This is a genomic window from Paraburkholderia sp. CHISQ3, assembly GCF_030464945.1.
Lineage (GTDB): Bacteria > Pseudomonadota > Gammaproteobacteria > Burkholderiales > Burkholderiaceae > Paraburkholderia > Paraburkholderia megapolitana.
On sequence record NZ_JALPRG010000005.1, the window covers coordinates 194,267 to 210,728 of the forward strand.

General features: G+C 63.1%; 18 protein-coding genes. 5 read left to right on the top strand and 13 right to left on the bottom strand.

Annotated features, from left to right (window positions below):
* Positions 1 to 60 precede the first annotated feature (60 nt).
* Positions 61 to 798 (top strand): DUF2968 domain-containing protein, encoded by a 738-nt coding sequence (locus tag M0D65_RS13560; protein ID WP_266253130.1) that lies wholly within the window; start codon positions 61 to 63, stop codon positions 796 to 798.
* A gap of 468 nt (positions 799 to 1,266) precedes the next feature.
* Here M0D65_RS13560 and M0D65_RS13565 read toward each other — a convergent pair whose 3' ends face one another.
* From M0D65_RS13565 to M0D65_RS13600, 8 genes are all read right to left on the bottom strand, one after another.
* Entirely contained in the window at positions 1,267 to 1,596 is a 330-nt protein-coding gene (locus M0D65_RS13565) for a DUF4148 domain-containing protein (RefSeq protein ID WP_091007875.1), read from the bottom strand.
* Between the two features lie 253 nt (positions 1,597 to 1,849).
* Entirely contained in the window at positions 1,850 to 3,259 is a 1,410-nt protein-coding gene (gene gndA, locus M0D65_RS13570; RefSeq protein ID WP_091007878.1) for an NADP-dependent phosphogluconate dehydrogenase, read from the bottom strand.
* A 219-nt stretch (positions 3,260 to 3,478) separates the two neighbouring features.
* Positions 3,479 to 4,093 (bottom strand): DUF938 domain-containing protein, encoded by a 615-nt coding sequence (locus M0D65_RS13575; protein WP_266253131.1) that lies wholly within the window; start codon positions 4,091 to 4,093, stop codon positions 3,479 to 3,481.
* A 9-nt stretch (positions 4,094 to 4,102) separates the two neighbouring features.
* On the bottom strand, positions 4,103 to 4,708 hold the full coding sequence (locus tag M0D65_RS13580; protein ID WP_266253132.1) for a pyridoxamine 5'-phosphate oxidase family protein: 606 nt from the start codon (positions 4,706 to 4,708) through the stop codon (positions 4,103 to 4,105).
* A gap of 111 nt (positions 4,709 to 4,819) precedes the next feature.
* A complete protein-coding gene (locus tag M0D65_RS13585; protein ID WP_266253133.1) occupies positions 4,820 to 5,677 on the bottom strand; it encodes an NAD-dependent protein deacetylase in 858 nt (285 codons plus the stop codon).
* 55 nt (positions 5,678 to 5,732) lie between these two features.
* Entirely contained in the window at positions 5,733 to 5,987 is a 255-nt protein-coding gene (locus tag M0D65_RS13590; protein ID WP_266253134.1) for an oxidoreductase-like domain-containing protein, read from the bottom strand.
* A gap of 30 nt (positions 5,988 to 6,017) precedes the next feature.
* Positions 6,018 to 6,794: an SDR family oxidoreductase gene (locus M0D65_RS13595; protein WP_266253135.1), complete on the bottom strand. Its 777-nt coding sequence runs from the start codon at positions 6,792 to 6,794 to the stop codon at positions 6,018 to 6,020.
* 206 nt (positions 6,795 to 7,000) lie between these two features.
* On the bottom strand, positions 7,001 to 7,888 hold the full coding sequence (locus M0D65_RS13600) for an aromatic alcohol reductase (RefSeq protein WP_266253136.1): 888 nt from the start codon (positions 7,886 to 7,888) through the stop codon (positions 7,001 to 7,003).
* A 253-nt stretch (positions 7,889 to 8,141) separates the two neighbouring features.
* Between M0D65_RS13600 and M0D65_RS13605 the strand changes: the two genes are divergently transcribed.
* On the top strand, positions 8,142 to 9,044 hold the full coding sequence (locus tag M0D65_RS13605; RefSeq protein ID WP_266253137.1) for a LysR family transcriptional regulator: 903 nt from the start codon (positions 8,142 to 8,144) through the stop codon (positions 9,042 to 9,044).
* Positions 9,045 to 9,062: 18 nt separating this feature from the next.
* Here the strand turns inward: M0D65_RS13605 and M0D65_RS13610 are convergent, their stop codons facing one another.
* The 4 genes from M0D65_RS13610 to M0D65_RS13625 form a co-directional block, all read right to left on the bottom strand.
* Positions 9,063 to 9,617 (bottom strand): hypothetical protein, encoded by a 555-nt coding sequence (locus M0D65_RS13610; RefSeq protein WP_266253138.1) that lies wholly within the window; start codon positions 9,615 to 9,617, stop codon positions 9,063 to 9,065.
* Positions 9,618 to 9,631: 14 nt separating this feature from the next.
* Positions 9,632 to 11,041, bottom strand: coding sequence for a DUF2252 domain-containing protein (locus M0D65_RS13615; protein ID WP_091007907.1), 1,410 nt, complete (start codon positions 11,039 to 11,041; stop codon positions 9,632 to 9,634).
* A gap of 259 nt (positions 11,042 to 11,300) precedes the next feature.
* Positions 11,301 to 11,756, bottom strand: a complete 456-nt coding sequence (locus M0D65_RS13620) for a copper chaperone PCu(A)C (protein WP_266253139.1) — start codon at positions 11,754 to 11,756, stop codon at positions 11,301 to 11,303.
* A gap of 138 nt (positions 11,757 to 11,894) precedes the next feature.
* Positions 11,895 to 12,278 (bottom strand): DUF2946 domain-containing protein, encoded by a 384-nt coding sequence (locus M0D65_RS13625; protein ID WP_266253140.1) that lies wholly within the window; start codon positions 12,276 to 12,278, stop codon positions 11,895 to 11,897.
* A 260-nt stretch (positions 12,279 to 12,538) separates the two neighbouring features.
* On the opposite strand from M0D65_RS13625, the gene M0D65_RS13630 reads away from it, so the two are divergent.
* From M0D65_RS13630 to M0D65_RS13640, 3 genes are all read left to right on the top strand, one after another.
* On the top strand, positions 12,539 to 13,096 hold the full coding sequence (locus M0D65_RS13630) for a hypothetical protein (protein ID WP_266253141.1): 558 nt from the start codon (positions 12,539 to 12,541) through the stop codon (positions 13,094 to 13,096).
* Positions 13,097 to 13,193: 97 nt separating this feature from the next.
* Positions 13,194 to 13,814 (top strand): LysE family translocator, encoded by a 621-nt coding sequence (locus tag M0D65_RS13635; protein WP_266253142.1) that lies wholly within the window; start codon positions 13,194 to 13,196, stop codon positions 13,812 to 13,814.
* 213 nt (positions 13,815 to 14,027) lie between these two features.
* Positions 14,028 to 15,008: a 2-dehydropantoate 2-reductase gene (locus M0D65_RS13640; protein ID WP_266253143.1), complete on the top strand. Its 981-nt coding sequence runs from the start codon at positions 14,028 to 14,030 to the stop codon at positions 15,006 to 15,008.
* On the opposite strand, the gene M0D65_RS13645 is transcribed toward M0D65_RS13640, so the two are convergent.
* Entirely contained in the window at positions 15,002 to 16,453 is a 1,452-nt protein-coding gene (locus M0D65_RS13645) for an aldehyde dehydrogenase family protein (RefSeq protein ID WP_266253144.1), read from the bottom strand. The two genes, M0D65_RS13640 and M0D65_RS13645, sit on opposite strands and share 7 nt — an antisense overlap.
* Between the last annotated feature and the right edge of the window lie 9 nt (positions 16,454 to 16,462).

Genomic DNA, 16,462 nt, shown 5'->3' on the forward strand with positions numbered 1-16,462 from the left:
GCCGGGCTTGAACGCCGCCAGGCCAAGAATTTCGAGGGCACGTCACTTAGAGGAACTGCGATGAAAAATCTCCTGAACCGGCGTAGCGGATTGCTCGCCAACGGCACAGCTCACCTGGTCCCGGTCACGCGGGAAGACGCGCCGGCTGCCGCCGAAGAAGAGGCCACCGGAGCCAACAGGGCCACCGTGCATCTGCCCGCGACGAGCGAGGCCGTCCGCCCCGTGACGACGCTGCGGCCGGTTCCGGTGGTGCCGTCGCAGGTGAATGGCCGCGCGGTGCTGATGGCCGACAGCGCCGAAGTCGAATGGCTCGCTTCCGAAGAAGCGCTCACGCCGTTCAGGGTATTTCGCAGCTTCGATTATTCGGTCAGCCTGCTGTTTCATGCGAAAGAGCTGACCTACTACATCGCGCTGTACCAGGACAACTCGTTGTGGCGCGCCTTGAAGACCGTCGAACTCGAGACTGCCGAGTCGGTGTTCCATCACTTCGAAGAGCAGGCCGCGCGTCTCGCCGACGGGGAAACGCGGCGGGCCCAGCTTGAAGCGCAGAACGAGCAGCTCGCGCGCGCGATCGCGCAGTCGGAGCAGCAGGCGGAGCGGCTGCGCAACGATCTGCAGCGCGGCAGCGCGCAGGAACAGACTGTGTCGAACCGGCAGCATCAGGTGCGCAAGGAAGTCGCGCAGCTCGAGGCGCAGCGGGTTGCCGCGCAGGCACAGTTGAACAAGGCGCACCGGCAGATCCATCAGCTCAATCTGACCAATAACGAAGTGCTGCCGCATCTGCCGACTAACCGCTGAGTCACGCTTCCCGGCTATCGCGCGCCGATACCGGGTATAGCGCAATCTGGCGCGTCAGACGCAAAAACGGCGCCGCCCGGGGAGTCCCGGGCGGCGCCGTTTTCATGCTTGTTGCTTCGTCTCGTCGGCGCAGACCATTGCATGGCTGCCAGCGCGGGCGCTACGTTTGTTGCCTGATTTCATGCTTGCTGCTTCGTCCCGTCGGCGCTGACCACTGCAGGGCTGCCAGCGCGGGCGCTACGTTTGCTGCCTAATTTCATGCTCGCTGCTTCGTTTCGTCGGTGCGGACCATTGCATGGCTGTCCCCGCGGGCGCTACGTTTGCTGCCTGATTTCATGCTTGCTGCTTCGCTTCGTCGGCGCGGACCACTGCAGGGCTGTCCGGGCGGGCGTTACGTTTGCTGCTTTAGGGTGCTGCGTAAGCGGCGCGCTCGACTGTGCTGCATGAGCGCGCTGCCTCGTGACCGGCTTAGTGGCCGAAGTACACCGACGACGGGCCAGTAGCCGCAGCCGGGATCGCAGCGCGGACACCCGCTTGCGACGAACCGTTGCTCGCAGCACCGTAGCCGCTCGTGTCGGCTTGCGCGACCGCGTTTTGTTCGTCGACGCGGCGTTGTGCTGCCTGGATGTTGTTCGGGTATTCGGTCTGGTCGCCGACCGGGTTGTAGCCGGCCTTTTCAAGCTGGACCAGTTGGGCGCGCACTTCTGCACGGGTCAACGGTTGGTTCGATTGAGCGAACGATGCAACCGGAGCGGCAAGAAGAGTGGCAACGACGAGAGCGGGGAACAGGGATTTCATGATTAACCTCCAGACTTTAGTTAGTTCGCTTCGACTCGTGTCTTAAGCGATTGATTACAGTCTAGGCAAATCAACCTCTAGGGAAAACCCCAGATTCATTGATTCTCTGTTCCCCGATTTGCAACAATAAGGACGGAATTTGCTATCGGTTGGATAGCTGGCCGCAATAATGCCGCCCGATCAAGCCCGCCAATGCGAAACGGCCGGGCGGCGCGCGCTGCGCCGCCCGGCCGTCAATCGTAAAACCGCTCGCTCAGGACCAGTTTGCGTGGAAGCTGCCCGGCTTGTCGGTACGCTCGAACGTATGCGCGCCGAAGAAGTCGCGCTGCGCCTGCACGAGGTTGGCCGGCAAACGTGCGGAGCGATAACCGTCGAAGTACGCCACCGCCGACGAGAACGTCGGCACCGGCACGCCCGCCGCAATCGCCGCGCTCACCACATCGCGCAATGCCGCCTGATAGTTCGAGGCGATATCGCGGAAGTACGGATCGAGCAGCAGGTTCGCGAGTGCCGGGTCTTTCGCATACGCATCGGTGATCTTTTGCAGGAAGCGCGCCCGGATGATGCAACCCGCACGGAAGATCTTCGCGATCGTGCCGAACTGAAGATCCCACTTGTACTCTTCCGAAGCCGCGCGCAGTTGCGCGAAGCCTTGCGCGTAAGAGATCACCTTGCTGAAGTACAGCGCACGACGCACCGCTTCGATAAACGCCGCCCGGTCGCCGCTGAACGGTTTGATGACCGGCCCTTCGATCACCTTGCTCGCCGCGACGCGCTGATCCTTCAGCGACGACAGCACGCGTGCGAACACGGATTCTGTGATGAGCGGCAGCGGTACGCCGAGATCGAGCGCGTTCTGGCTCGTCCACTTGCCAGTGCCCTTCTGGGCGGCGCGATCGAGGATCACGTCGACCAGATCCTGACCGGTTTCATCGTCCTTCTTCGCGAAGATCTTCGAGGTGATCTCGATCAGATAGCTGTCGAGTTCGCCCTTGTTCCACTCGGTATAGACAGCGCCGAGTTCCGCATTCGACAGGCCGACTACCTGCTTGAGCACCGCATAGCTTTCGGCGATCAGTTGCATGTCGCCGTACTCGATGCCGTTGTGGACCATCTTCACGAAGTGCCCCGCACCGTCCGGCCCCATGTAAGCGACACACGGCTCGCCGTCCGGCGCCTTCGCGGCGATTTCGGTGAGGATCGGGGCAACCAGATCGTAGGCATCGCGCTGGCCGCCCGGCATGATCGACGGGCCTTTGAGCGCGCCTTCTTCGCCGCCCGACACGCCCGTGCCGATGAAGTGCAGACCGGCTTTCGCCAGCTCCTGGTTGCGGCGGATCGTATCGGTGAAATGCGTGTTGCCGCCGTCGATCAGGATGTCGCCCTTCTCGAGCAGCGGTTTGAGCGACGCGATGGTCGCATCGGTCGGCTCGCCGGCCTTCACCATCAACAGAATGCGGCGCGGCTTTTCGAGCGACTCGACAAATTCTTCCAGCGTGTACGCCGGCACCAGCTTGCGATCGGGAAACTCAGCGATCAGTTCCTCGGTCTTCTCGCGGCTACGGTTGAAGACGGAAACCGCGTGCCCACGGCTTTCGATGTTGAGCGCCAGATTGCGGCCCATGACCGCCAGCCCCACCACGCCGATTGCCTGCTTGCCCATGTGAACTCTCCAGATTCCAGAAAACGGGATGCCCCGTCGCGTATAGCGGTCGCGGGGCGTCGAGGATGAAAGGATAAAAGAAATGGCACGCGGCCGCTTGCTTCCTGGCAGGATCGCGGGGCTTTCTGCGGCGAAAGGTCGGGTGTGCTTCGGGCTGAATGACGGCCCGCATCGCGCCGTGGCGGCGCTGGGCGGGTTGCGGATGGGTTGCGGGCAGACTCAGCTGCGACGCAATACCAGGCTGAAATTGTTGGCCGGCATCGGCAGCGGTTCGTCGCAGGTAAAGCCTGCCGCAGCGCCAAGTGCAACGACCGCTTCCATGTCGCGCACGCCCCATGCGGGATCGCGGCTACGCAACTGGTAATCGAAGGCTTCGTTGCTCGGCGCCGTGTGGGCGCCGTTGCGCCGGTACGGACCGTACAGAAACACGATCGCGTCACGCCCGAGCAGGCGGGACGCACCGTCGAAGAGTGCCTCGGCGGCGCTCCATGGCGAAATATGCAGCATGTTGATGCAGACGATCGCATCCGCACGCTCGATACCCCATGGCACGCGGCGCACGTCGAGATCGAGCGGCAGACGCACGTTCGACACGCCCGTATGCGCGATCCACGCGGCGATCGACGCACGTGCCGCCGCATCCGCATCGCTCGGCTGCCATTCGACGTCGGGCAACGCGGTGGCGAAATGCATCGCGTGTTCGCCGGTACCGCTCGCGATTTCGAGTACGTGTGCGCTCGGCATGAGTACGTCGCGCAGTACCGCGAGGATCGGCTCGCGGTTGCGTTGTGCCGAAGGCGAGTGTTGTCGTGCGTCTGGGGGCGAAGCAGTCATCGGTAACGCTCAGTAGAGGGTCGCGCGTACGCGTTCGGGTAGGTCGCGGTCGTAGGCCGCGGCGTCGAACGCCGGGTCGCTGAGTCGTCCAAGAATTGCGCCGGTGCTCGGCAGCCGCGAACGGTCCACGTAGTGCGAGGGGTCCCACAGTTTCGAGCGCACCAGCGCCTTCGAACACTGAAAATACACGGCATCGACGTCGACCAGCAGCACCGTGCGCGGCAGCTTGCCATCGATCGCAAACAGTTCGAGCCACTCGGAATCGTCGGTGATGCGTCCGCGGCCATTCACGCGCAGTGTTTCGCCGACGCCCGGCACAACGAACAGCAGCGCGAGATGCGGCTCCCTGACGATATTGCGCAGACTGTCGATGCGGTTGTTGCCGAGACGATCGGGAATCGCGAGCGTCCGTTCGTCGACGATCCGCACGAAACCCGGTGCGTCGCCGCGCGGCGAGCAGTCGAGCCCTTCCGGGCCGGCTGTTGCGAGCACGACGAACGGCGCATGCTCGATAAACGCCCGGTAGTCTTCGTTGACGAACGGAATCTCTTTGCGCAGCGAGCGTTCGTGAGGTTGACCGTAGATGGCTTCGAGTTGTTCGAGCGTCGTCAGCATGGGCGGCTCCGGATGCGGGTCGTGATCGTGAAAGCGCTGTGAAGCGTTTGGGTGCACGGGTGCGTCATTATCGACTATCTGGCGTGTGCCGCACGCAGTGCGCGAACGCGCTCAGGCCGCGGCGAGCCGCTCGGCCAGCGCCGTCAGCGTCGGCACACACGGCGCCTCGACCTTCAGCGCAAGCAACGGATCGGCCCGCGTACGTCCCAGATTCAACGCCGCAATCGGCTTGCCCATTTTCTGCGCCCACACGCAGAAGCGATAACCGGAATACACCATCAGCGACGAACCGACCACGAGCATCGCGTCGGCGGCTTCGAGCGCTGCGCTCGCCTGCTCGACACGTTCGCGCGGCACGCTTTCGCCGAAGAACACCACCGACGGTTTCAGCAACCCGCCACACGCCGGACACGGCGGAATCCGAAATCCATCTAGATCGTGCCATTCGAGATGCGCGTCGCCGTCGGCGGCCGGCTCGGCAATCGCATCGAGCAGGCCGGGATTGTCGGCGACGAGCGTGTGCTGGATCGCCGCGCGATCATGCTGCGCCCCGCAATCGAGGCACGTCACCCCATTGATTCCACCGTGCAATTCGATCACCTCATGACTGCCCGCGCGCTGATGCAGGCCGTCGACATTCTGCGTGACGAGCGTCGGGATGTACCCCGCCGCTTCGAGCCGCGCGAGCGCGCGATGCGCATCGTTCGGTTGCGCGTCGGCGACGACAGGCCAGCCAACCGTGCTGCGCGCCCAGTAGCGCTGACGCGCGGCGACGGAGCCGAGGAATTCTTGCAGCGTGATCGGCGGTGAGCGCTTCCATGCGCCGTTCTCGTCGCGATAACCGGGGATGCCGGAGTCGGTGCTGATGCCGGCGCCGGTCAGCACGAACAGACGCGGATGGCGCTGCACGAAGTCGTACAGGTCGGCCAGCGTCGATGTATCGGCAAACGCGGATTGCGATTCGGTCATGGTCTTGAGCTTGGGCTTGCAAAAACCAGCGGATGGGGCAACGGCGCGCGCATGTTCATCGCCGTGACGTAGATGCCTGGCGCGCCTGCCATGCGGCAAGTGCCACGCGATAACGCTCGACGGCTTCGTCGTACAGATCGAAGACGCAGGGCTCGCAACCGCTGCGGCAACAGTCGTCCGGTTCGGGACGCCTCGGCGGTTGCGGCGGTGGATCGTCCGCGGACAGATGGTCGGGTGATGGTTTCGACACGGCAACAAAAACAGCAACGTGCGCAGGAAGCCAGCAGTATAAGTCGGGCGGCTGCAGCATGCCGCGCGCCGCCACGACTCAGGCCGAACGTCAGCCGCGGCCGACGAACGGCATCTTGCTCGCCATGATCGTCATGAACTGCACGTTCGCCGACAGCGGCAGTTCGGCCATATGCAGTACCGCATCGGCGACATGTTCGACGTCCATCAGCGGTTCGATGGCGATCTCGCCGTTCGCCTGCGGCACGCCGCGCGCCATGCGCGCCGCCATCTCGGTGGCGGCATTGCCGATGTCGATCTGGCCGCACACGATGTCGTACGGCCGACCATCGAGCGACACCGACTTCGTGAGCCCGGTAATCGCGTGCTTGGTCGCCGTGTAGGCGATGCTGTAGGGGCGCGGCGCGTGCGCCGAGATCGAGCCGTTGTTGATGATCCGGCCACCTTGCGGCGACTGCTTCTTCATTATCCCGAACGCTGCGCGCGTGCACAAAAAAACGCCCGTCAGATTGGTGTCGACCACGGCACGCCATTCGTCGACAGGGATCTCGTCGATCTCGACCGGTGGCCCGCTGCGGCCCGCGTTATTGAACAGCACATCGAGTCGCCCATAGCGCTGCCGGATCGTATCGAACAGTGCGGTCACGCTCGCGTCGTCGGTCACATCGCATGCGACGGCCAGCGCATCTTCGCCGCGCTGTCGCGCCGCGTCGGCGACCTCGTCGAGCAGCGCCTGACGGCGCCCGGCCAGCACAACCGTATAGCCATGCGCGAGCAACTTACGGGCACATGACAGGCCGATGCCGCTACTGGCACCGGTCACGAGCGCAATCTTCTTCGTCTTCTTCGAATCGGCAACCTCGGTCACAACATGTCTCCTTGCAGACGTAGGCCATCCGCGTCCGGCGATGCGTGCGACAGTCGATTCAATCGATCCGGTCGAGCGCGCAGTGGTTGCGGGTTCGCGAACAGCGATTTCAGATCCGCCGACAGCGGATCGTTCAGTCGGGATCCGACTGCTTCGCCTTCGCACCATACAACAGCGGCTCGTTCGTCACAAATTCCAGCGCCCGGTTAAACCGGAACACCGTCGCCCGATTGCAGGTTTTCGCGCACCCAGTCTTCGAGCCGGCAAACCGTCATCCCACGTTGCGCGTTGAAGGTCTGCTTCTTGTCCCACGACACCCCACGCCCTTCGGCGAATACGACCCGATACTTTCTGATCGCATCGTGCGGGTCTTCGCCGAGTTGACGTCTCAGTTCCGGCACACTCCATTCCGTGCGACGAAGGTTCAGACCCAGCAATCTGTCGACCGTATCCGCGAGCTGACGATAAGTCACTGTGTCGCCCGCGACGCGCACAACCTGATTCACGATTGCCGGCTCCGAGAACACGATGGCGGACGTCAAGGCACCGATGTCTTCGGCGGTCGTCACCGTTACCGCGTTGTCCCAGCTACCCAGTGCATGTACGACGTTCCCTGCCAGATCCACGACACCGAACGATGGCTCGAACAGGAAGCTCGTAAACATCCCGGTCGAGACGATGATCCATTGCGTCTGTTCTTGCGAGCGAAGCAGGTCGCGCACGTCGAGTTGTTCGTCGAACAGGTCCTGTGCGCTTCCCCTGCCGATGACGTCATAGTCCACACCGAATTGCCACGGCACGTACCGTTTAACGCCTGCGTCCAGCACCGCGCGCGTGATCTTGCGTTGCGTATCCCGTCCGCCGGCAAACCCGCTGCAGGAAATGATCGTGTCGAAGCGGGCGAAGACATCGGCGAGCGCAGCTATGGGTTGCGTCGCCAGATCGCCAGGAACCAGTTCGACGCCCAACGCGCGCAACTCTGCGATGTCTTTCTGTTTGACGGCATCGCTGGAGTCGATCGTCGATGGACGAAGCAGCACGGCCATGCCGAGTTCGCCTGCGCCTAGAACGAGAATTGTCTGGTTCCGCGACATGTGTGTTTTCCTCGCAGGGAAGAAGATCGTTGAAAGAGAGTGCATTCGCATCCCGCTGCAAAAACAGCGGAGAGAAGGCCCGATGAACGAGCTGGAGTGTAGTGGCGCACGCGTGCCGCATTGTTCGCCATGACGGAATACAGATTGCGTGAGCGCCGAACCGCGACGGGTCCGCCACGCAGCGGCGGTAAGATGAGTCTCTCTTCGGGAACCCTGCTACCGTCTGTCAACGAATCCGCTACGCGTGCCCCTCATGGACAAACTTCAGGCAATGACGATCTTCGTGCGTGTCGTCGAAGCACAGAGCTTCAGTAAGGCAGCGGAGACCTTGTCGATGCCGCGCTCGTCGGTGACGACGACGATAAAGAATCTGGAGAAGCATCTTGGCACGCCGCTGCTCAGACGAAGCACGCGAACGCTCAGTCTGACCGACGCAGGCACGCGTTACTTCGCATCGTGTCAGGCCATTCTGTCCGACATTGCCGAGGCGGAAAGCGGTTTGTCGACGGATGCGAAAAATCCGCGCGGACGTGTACGAGTGGATATGCCCGGCGTAATCGGTCGTGCGATCGTGTTGCCGCGACTGCTCGAATTCGAGGAACGCTTTCCGGACATCGAACTCGTACTCGGTCTCAGCGATCGTCCCGCGGACCTGATCTATGACGGTATCGATTGCGTCATCCGCAGTGGGGAGCTGATGGACTCGACGCTCGTTGCGCGCCGACTCGGTCAGTTGAACTGGCTGACCTGCGCGGCGCCGCGCTACCTCGAGCAGCACGGCGAGCCCGATTCTGTGAACGCCCTGGGCGCTCATCGTGTCGTCAATTACCTGGCGAATGCGACCGGTCGTCCACTGGATTGGCGTTTTAGCGTCGATGGCGAGGACGTCGCCATGACGATGCAAAGCCGGTTTTCGGTCAACGAAACCGAGGCTTATCTGCAATGCGGCCTGGAGGGGTTGGGACTGATTCAGCTGTCGGAGTTTGCCGCCCGCCCCTATCTTCACAGCGGGCGTTTGAAAGAGGTCCTGGCCGATGCGCGATGTTCACCCGTGCCGGTTTCCATCGTCTATCCGCACGGGCGAAACGCGAGCGCCGCGGTCAAGGTGTTTATCGACTGGATCGTCGAGATCACCGCATCCGGTTTGTTCCAGTGAGCCGACGTGCGCCAGGATTCAGGTCGGTCCTCGATACTTGACGCAGATCGGATCGATACGGCTCACGCGCAGCATGACGCGCTCGCCTCGGCGCGGCATGTTCCCGAGATCGATCAGCTTGCGCAGCCGTACGACGATGGGTCCGTCCGGTGCGTCGAATCGTATCTTCATTGACATGACCGGCGTCCGGTTTATCTGGAGACCCGATTGTCTCAGGCTCTCTATGACGCCGACGGTATCGTATGCGTCGCGCAGCAAGAAGTAGCGCAGCACGGTGTGCAGAACCCACAGCGCCAATGCAGTCGCGACGGAATATTCGAAGAGCAAGGCCGCGACGTAGCTGATGACGGACATGAGGGAGCCGATAGTCACTGGATCAGGGTCGAACGTCCGCACGATCGCGGTATACAACCAGTGGAATGCGGGGCCACCGGTACCTTGAACGTAAAGCGAGAGCAGCATGAACGCCACCCAGAGGATGCCGGAAACCTTCCAGACGATTCCGCATACGCCGCGAAGTGCAGTCAGCGCCCGATTACAAAAAAAGAGAATTGTTTTCAGTTCGTTCCTCACGCAGCGTAATAACGCTAAACCCTGAAATCCGCCGCCATATCATCATCGGTACGCGCCTCGATCTCCCCGCTGCGGCACGCCTTCATGAAGCGATCATAGTCACGCTCCACCTGGTCCGCATAACTGCACGCATAGTCGGTCAGCGCTTCGGCAAACGGGTCGTTGCGTCCCATGTAGGCGCTAAGCTCGATCGCCTGGCCGCTTGCTTTCGCATGCGCACGCGCGACGATCCAGCCGCACAGCCGCGCATACCCTTGCAACAAGCTGCTATCGAACAGTTCAATCGAAGCCGACAGCTTCATGTCGCGCAACTGGCGGAAATAGAAGTGTCGTCCCGCAGGGCCGGTGGCCCAACCGAGGAAAATATCGCTGGCCGCCTGCAGCAGACGCTGGCCGTACACGACGCGCTCGCCCTCATGCCGCGGCGCGGCCGCCGCAAAATACTGCGCGACGACGGATCGCCGCGCTTCCTTTGCCTGCAGAAACAGCGGCTTGTCATGATGATCGACGCCAAGCAGCACGAGACAACGCGTCCCGACACTACCCACGCCAACCACCTTGAACACGAGGTCTTGCAGCGCAAACTGGTCGAGCAGTTCGCAACGCTCGTGCGACAGCGTCTTCCGATAATCGCCGTACATCCGCGCAATGAGCTTTTGCCAGCCACCAACCTTGAGCCAGTCGTCGCCGGCATCGAACAGCGTATTGGCGCCATGCACATGAAACAGACCCGGGGGCGCATCGCGGATCTGCCACGTGTCGCCGTCGCGCTCGGCCATCTTGTCGAGCATGCTTTCATGCGTGCGGCCCGCCGCTTTCTCCATGCCGCGACGGATCGTGCGTCGCCCTTCCGGCGTCAACGCGGATTCGATCATCCGGTCGAACGTGATCTTTTCATACCAAAGTTCGAGCGCGCCGCACTCCGCATACTGGGCCATGCGGTCGCGGTATTCGTTGATCGCGGTCATCACCAGCTCGGCGGCCGTGCCGCGGCTGAAGCGCATGTGCCGCGCGGCCACCACGAGGCTCGCGGCAAGCCGCTTGAGATCCCATTCGAATGGCCCTAGCGAGACTTCATCGAAGTCGTTCAGATCGGCGACGAGCTGCCGTTCCGGCGTGGCGAAACCGCCGAAATTCAGCAGATGCGCATCGCCGCAAATCGGCATCACGAGGCCGGTATGCGGCACCTTGCTGAGATCGTGAGCCTGCAGGATCGCGCTGCCGCGAAAGAAGGCGAATGGCGAGGCGGCCATGCGCCCGTAGCGCAGCGGCACCAGCCGTTCGACGCGGCCCTCGCTGCTCAGGCGCAGCAGGTCGAGTGGATCGCGATGCAGCTCGCCGACGGCGCGATGACTCGAGCGTTTCGAATGTTCGCGCGCGGCGCGCCCGGCTGCCTGTCGGTCCGCGATGGTACTGGCCTTCATGCTCTGCTCCGTGTTTGAGTCGTCATGAACCGCCTGTGCCGGCGCTTGCGCGGCGCGCCACGAACCTCCGCGGCACCGCGCTGAATCGTTTTCAGCCGTGGCCCGGCCGGGCAATTGCCGTGGCTGCACCCGCCATGGCAGCCCGTATTAAATCCTGCGCTGCACGCCCGCGCAAGTACGTCGCGACGTACCGCGCAAACCCGCATAACGCGTCGCGCTCCGCCTCCTTCACGCGAACCGCGACGCTACCCGCCTCGCCTTACTGCGCGGACTGCCCCAGTGTGGCCGGCGACTTGATCGCGCAGTTCGCGGTCACCTTCGAGCCGTCATCGAAGCTCAACGTCAGCGGCAACGTCGAACCGATTTTCAGCGCATGCGCCGGTTGTTCGAGCATCACGTGATACCCCTTCGGCGCAAAGCTGACCGACCCGTGTGCCGGCACGGGTAACGAATCGACGTCGACCATCGTCGACGTGCTGCCGTTGCTTTCCGTGCGATGCATCATCGCCATGCCGAACGCCGGCGTCGCGATGTCGGTCAGCGTGCGCGGCGCATCGCTGTCGTTGACCACCACGAGGTAACCCGCCGAAGGCACAGACGCCGGCATGGCGCGAATCCAGCACTGTTCGGCGTGCACGCCGGCCGCGTGTGCGTTGGCTACGATGCATGCGGCGCCGATGGCCGCACCCCATTGAATGATTTTGTTCGATGTCATGTTCGACTGCTCCGTCACTATGTACGCGCGATATGAAACGGCGTGTGGCATTCGTCTGCCCGAGCGCCGCCAGTTCGCAAGTTTTCGAAAAAGGATGAGCGCCATGTGCGTGATGCGCACCGGGCTGCCCTAAACCGTTCATGAAAGCCGTGCAATGGCAGGCGGAGCACGCGGCTGGGCCGGCGTACGTACCGTTTGGGCACGCGTGTCCGCACTCATGCGGACAACGAGACGGGTCGAGAACGTCGAGACCTGCGCAGGCGCAGCAACAGCGCCAGGCACGACAGGCAAATGGGACAGCAGGCTGCAATAGCCGCATGCCTGCCAGTGGAACCCCGTCGAATCGGGTGTGCTGCGCCCGGTACCGTCCGCAGGCGTCTGCACCGAACAGTAATGGCGCAACGCCGTATCGAGCCGGCCATGCGCTTCGAGCGCCTGCGAAATCGTGGGCGCGAGCGTCGCCAGCAGCATGGCGAACAACGCAAGGAAACTGCCGATCCTCTGAAAACGGCGATGCGGCATGCGGAGAGCGGGTGTGGAACACCAGGAAACGCGACCGCGGGATTATGCCATGCACACAATGTGCCGCCGCGCAGTGCTGCGCGATCTACCACACCGTCATCCGGCCCGCATGGACTGACGGGCAACGGGCACGGTACCATCCGCTTCGGACGCACGTCATGTCCAGGCCCTGCTACCGGGCGCGCTCGAAACCTCGTGTGTGGTGTGCGGATCGCAGCAAGACGCGCACATGTTTTCCCAGTTCGAACCGGCCCGCTACCGTGAAACTGCTTTTCTCCACCCCCTGCCGCATTCTCTGCGCGGTCTCGATGCTGTCGCTGCTGCCGGCCTGCTCGCTGTTCGGCTTCTGGCACCATCGTTCGCACGCGGTGCCCGCCACCGGCTCGCTGCATATCGCACCCGCGGAGGACTTCGTCTATCTGCCGGCGCAAACCCTTCATCAGTCGCCCCACCGGATCGAGAACACTGCTGTCAGTGGCATCCTGCTGAAGCAGGAGGTGCGCGCCGCCGTGCGCGATGCGGTCGCCGCGCAACTGCAACTCGCTGGCTTCGACGTGACCGGGCAAAGCAGGGTATTGAGCGGGCAGATCGAGAAATGCTCGGTTGATGACGAGCAGTCGCCCGCACGGTGGACACTGCGCATTCGTTACATCGTCACCGATGCGCAAACGGGCCGCGTGGTCTTCTCGTCGGCGAAGACGGTCCGGCACGAAGCGCCGAAATTCACCAGCAACCCCATCGCGCTCGAAGACACAGTGAGAGAAAGCGTGAACGTGTTGATCGACGACGCGGCGTTTGCGCGAGCGCTCGGTAACTAGCACGGCGAATCACGATCATTCGCGACGAGCAGCGCCCGTTCGCTACAATCGGGCTCGATCCCCCAGTTCCCGCTCAACCCTTTCGCTGCGAGTCGCCATGTCCGTTACCGCCTGGTTGTTCTTTCTGCCCGCATGCTTTGCGATCAACATGGCGCCGGGACCCAACAACCTGCTATCGATCAACGTCGCGGCACGGCACGGTTTCATGACCGCCTTCGTGGCGGGTACGGGCCGTCTCGTCTCGTTTGCGTTGATGCTGGTGCTGGCGGCGACGGGCCTCGCGGTCGTCCTGCACGCCTCCGAAGTATTCTTCCTCGCGATCAAGCTGACCGGTGCCGCTTATCTCGTGTGGCTCGCCATCCAGTTGTGGCGCTCCGACGCTAGCCCCATGGACACACCGAAGCAGGACGATGCGTCGCTGTGGCGCATTGCGCGTCAGGAGTGCCTGGTGGCGGCCGGCAATCCGAAGGCGATCCTGGTGTTCACCGCGTTTCTGCCGCAATTCGTCGACATCGCGAAGCCGATGCTGCCGCAGTTCACCGTGCTGGGCGCGAGCTTCCTCGTCCTTGAATGTGTCGCGATCGCACTTTATTCGTGGGCTGGCATGTACCTCGGCAAGTGGCTCACACGCAGCAAGGTGCGGCGCTGGTTCAACCGCTGCTGCGGCACGTTTCTCGGTGCGATCGGCATCAGCTTCCTGCTGGTGCGACGCGCCTGACGCCCGCTCCGGCACGCGGCTTTCCACACGTTTTGCACGTGTCGCCGCATCGTTGAAAGCACCTATCGACCATAAACGATCGATAATGGTTTTCGCGAGAAACTTTAACTGTCATCAATCGTAAGCTCCCCCTATTCTGCAACCATGGCCCGCCCCCGTCGCGTGACGCGCGCGGGCAGGCGAGCGGTTTTTAATCGTCAGGGGGCGGCAATCATGAAGATCTGTATCTTCGGAGCAGGAGCGATCGGCGGCATGATGGGCGTGCAGCTCGCGCGTGCAGGAGCCGATGTGAGTTTCGTCGCGCGCGGCGCGCATCTCGCCGCGATGCGGGAACATGGCGCGCGGCTGCAGATCGACGGCGAAGAAGTCAGCGCACGCGTGCGCTGCACGTCCGACCCGGCTGAACTCGGCGTGCAAGACTATGTGATCGTCACGTTGAAAGCGCATTCGCTGCCGGGCGTCGTCGATACGATGCAACCATTGCTCGGCAAACACACCGCGATCGTCACGGGCGTCAACGGCATCCCCTACTGGTACTTCTACCGGCACGGCGGCAAGTTCGAAGGTACGCGTCTGGCCAGCATCGATCCGGACGGCGCGCAATGGACGAAGCTCGGTCCCGAACGGGCTATCGGCTGCGTGCTGTACCCGGCGGCCGAAATCGTCGAACCGGGTGTGATCAAACACGTATACGGCAAGAAATTTCCGATCGGCGAACCGGGCAACGAACGAACACCGCGCATCCAGGCGCTGCACGAGATCATGCAGGCCGCCGGTTTCGATGCGCCGATCCGCGACAACATTCGCGACGAGATCTGGCTCAAGCTGTGGGGCAATCTGTGCTTCAACCCGATCAGTGCGCTCACGCATGCCACGCTCGATGTCCTCACCAGCGATCCCGGCACGCGCGCCGTCTCGCGCACGATGATGACGGAAGCGAAGCGGATCGCCGATCGCTTCGACGTGCATTTTCGTGTGGATATGGAGAAGCGTATCGACGGCGCGGGTTCAGTCGGCGCGCACAAGACATCGACGCTCGTCGATCTCGAGAACCGGCGACCAATGGAAATCGATCCGCTGCTGACCGTCGTGCAGGAAATGGGCCGACTGGTCGGCGAACCCACACCGGCCATCGATGTCGTGCTCGCGCTGATCAAACTGCGCGAGCGGATGGCGTTGCAGGGCGATCACTGATCGAGCGCAAGCCACACTGTTTTCGGTTCGGTGAAGTTGTCGATGGCGACGTCGCCGTGCTCGCGTCCGAAACCCGAATCGCCGGAACCACCCCACGGTAGACGCACATCGGTATACCCATAGGTATTGATCCACACGGTGCCCGCGCGCAGCTCGCGCGCGACCCGATGCACGCGGCCGATGTCGGCACTCCACACCCCCGCTGCGAGACTGTACAGCGTGCCGTTGGCGATCCGCACCGCATCGGCCTCGTCGTCGAACGGGATCACACTCGCCACCGGCCCGAAGATCTCTTCCTGAGAAATCCGCATCTCGTGTTCGACGTTGGCGAACACGGTTGGCTGCACGAAGTAGCCCTTCTCGCCGATGCGCGCGCCACCCGCCACCAGCGACGCGCCTTCGCTGCGGCCAATGTCGACATAGTCGAGTACCGTCTTCATCTGCGCCGCCGAAACAAGCGGCCCCATCGACGTTTCGCGCCGCGACGGATCGCCAACCTTGATCGCGTTCGCACGCACGGCAAGCCGCTCGACGACTTCGTCGTAGATCTCGCGCTGCGCCAGAATGCGCGAGCCCGCGGAACAGACCTGGCCGGTATTGAAGAAGATGCCCGACGCGGCCGCCCGCACCGCGTTGTCGAGGTTCGCATCCGCGAAGATCACGTTCGCCGACTTGCCGCCGAGCTCCAGCGTGACGCGCTTGAAGTTACCGGCCGCCCCCTGCAGGATGCCGCGCCCAACCGAGGGCGAACCTGTGAACGTCACCTTGTCGACGCCCGGGTGCGCGACGAGCGCATCGCCGACCACGCGCCCCTTGCCCGTCACGATGTTCAATACGCCCGGCGGCACACCGGCTTCGAGCGCCAGCTCGCCGACGCGCAGCGCGCTAAGCGGCGTGATTTCCGCAGGCTTGACGATCAGCGTGCAACCGCAGGCAAGCGCCGGCGCGATCTTCCACATGCCGATCATCAACGGGAAATTCCACGGCACGATCGCCGCCACCACGCCGACCGGTTCGCGCACCGTGTACGTCAGCGCATCGGGGCGCACCGGCACGACCTGCCCTGTGATCTTGTCGCACCAGCCCGCGTAGTACGCAAGCGTATCGATCGCGGCGGGCAGGTCCTGGCGCAGCACTGCGGCAATCGGCTTGCCCGCGTCGCGACTCTCCAGTTCGGCCAGTTCGTCTTGATGCGTACGCATCAGGTCCGCGAGGCGGTTGAGTATGCGTCCGCGCTCGGCCGCACGCATGCCGTTCCACACTTTCAGCGCGGCGCGTGCAGCGAGCACGGCGGTATCGACATCGGCGGCGCTGCCCTGCGCGACCAGCGCGATCGTCTGCTCAGTGGCCGGGTCGATATCGACCGAGTATTCTCCGGTGCCGGGCGGCAGCCGTTTGCCGTCGATCAGCAGATCGTGGCGCTTGAGATCCGTTTGCATGTTCATCGTCGTGCT

Coding starts and splice junctions, on each gene's coding strand:
- M0D65_RS13560 (WP_266253130.1), top strand. CDS start 61: ATGAAAAATCTCCTGAACCGGCGTAGCGGATTGCTCGCCAACGGCACA.
- M0D65_RS13565 (WP_091007875.1), bottom strand. CDS start 1,596: ATGAAATCCCTGTTCCCCGCTCTCGTCGTTGCCACTCTTCTTGCCGCT.
- gndA (WP_091007878.1), bottom strand. CDS start 3,259: ATGGGCAAGCAGGCAATCGGCGTGGTGGGGCTGGCGGTCATGGGCCGC.
- M0D65_RS13575 (WP_266253131.1), bottom strand. CDS start 4,093: ATGACTGCTTCGCCCCCAGACGCACGACAACACTCGCCTTCGGCACAA.
- M0D65_RS13580 (WP_266253132.1), bottom strand. CDS start 4,708: ATGCTGACGACGCTCGAACAACTCGAAGCCATCTACGGTCAACCTCAC.
- M0D65_RS13585 (WP_266253133.1), bottom strand. CDS start 5,677: ATGACCGAATCGCAATCCGCGTTTGCCGATACATCGACGCTGGCCGAC.
- M0D65_RS13590 (WP_266253134.1), bottom strand. CDS start 5,987: ATGCTGCAGCCGCCCGACTTATACTGCTGGCTTCCTGCGCACGTTGCT.
- M0D65_RS13600 (WP_266253136.1), bottom strand. CDS start 7,888: ATGTCGCGGAACCAGACAATTCTCGTTCTAGGCGCAGGCGAACTCGGC.
- M0D65_RS13605 (WP_266253137.1), top strand. CDS start 8,142: ATGGACAAACTTCAGGCAATGACGATCTTCGTGCGTGTCGTCGAAGCA.
- M0D65_RS13615 (WP_091007907.1), bottom strand. CDS start 11,041: ATGAAGGCCAGTACCATCGCGGACCGACAGGCAGCCGGGCGCGCCGCG.
- M0D65_RS13620 (WP_266253139.1), bottom strand. CDS start 11,756: ATGACATCGAACAAAATCATTCAATGGGGTGCGGCCATCGGCGCCGCA.
- M0D65_RS13625 (WP_266253140.1), bottom strand. CDS start 12,278: ATGCCGCATCGCCGTTTTCAGAGGATCGGCAGTTTCCTTGCGTTGTTC.
- M0D65_RS13635 (WP_266253142.1), top strand. CDS start 13,194: ATGTCCGTTACCGCCTGGTTGTTCTTTCTGCCCGCATGCTTTGCGATC.
- M0D65_RS13640 (WP_266253143.1), top strand. CDS start 14,028: ATGAAGATCTGTATCTTCGGAGCAGGAGCGATCGGCGGCATGATGGGC.
- M0D65_RS13645 (WP_266253144.1), bottom strand. CDS start 16,453: ATGAACATGCAAACGGATCTCAAGCGCCACGATCTGCTGATCGACGGC.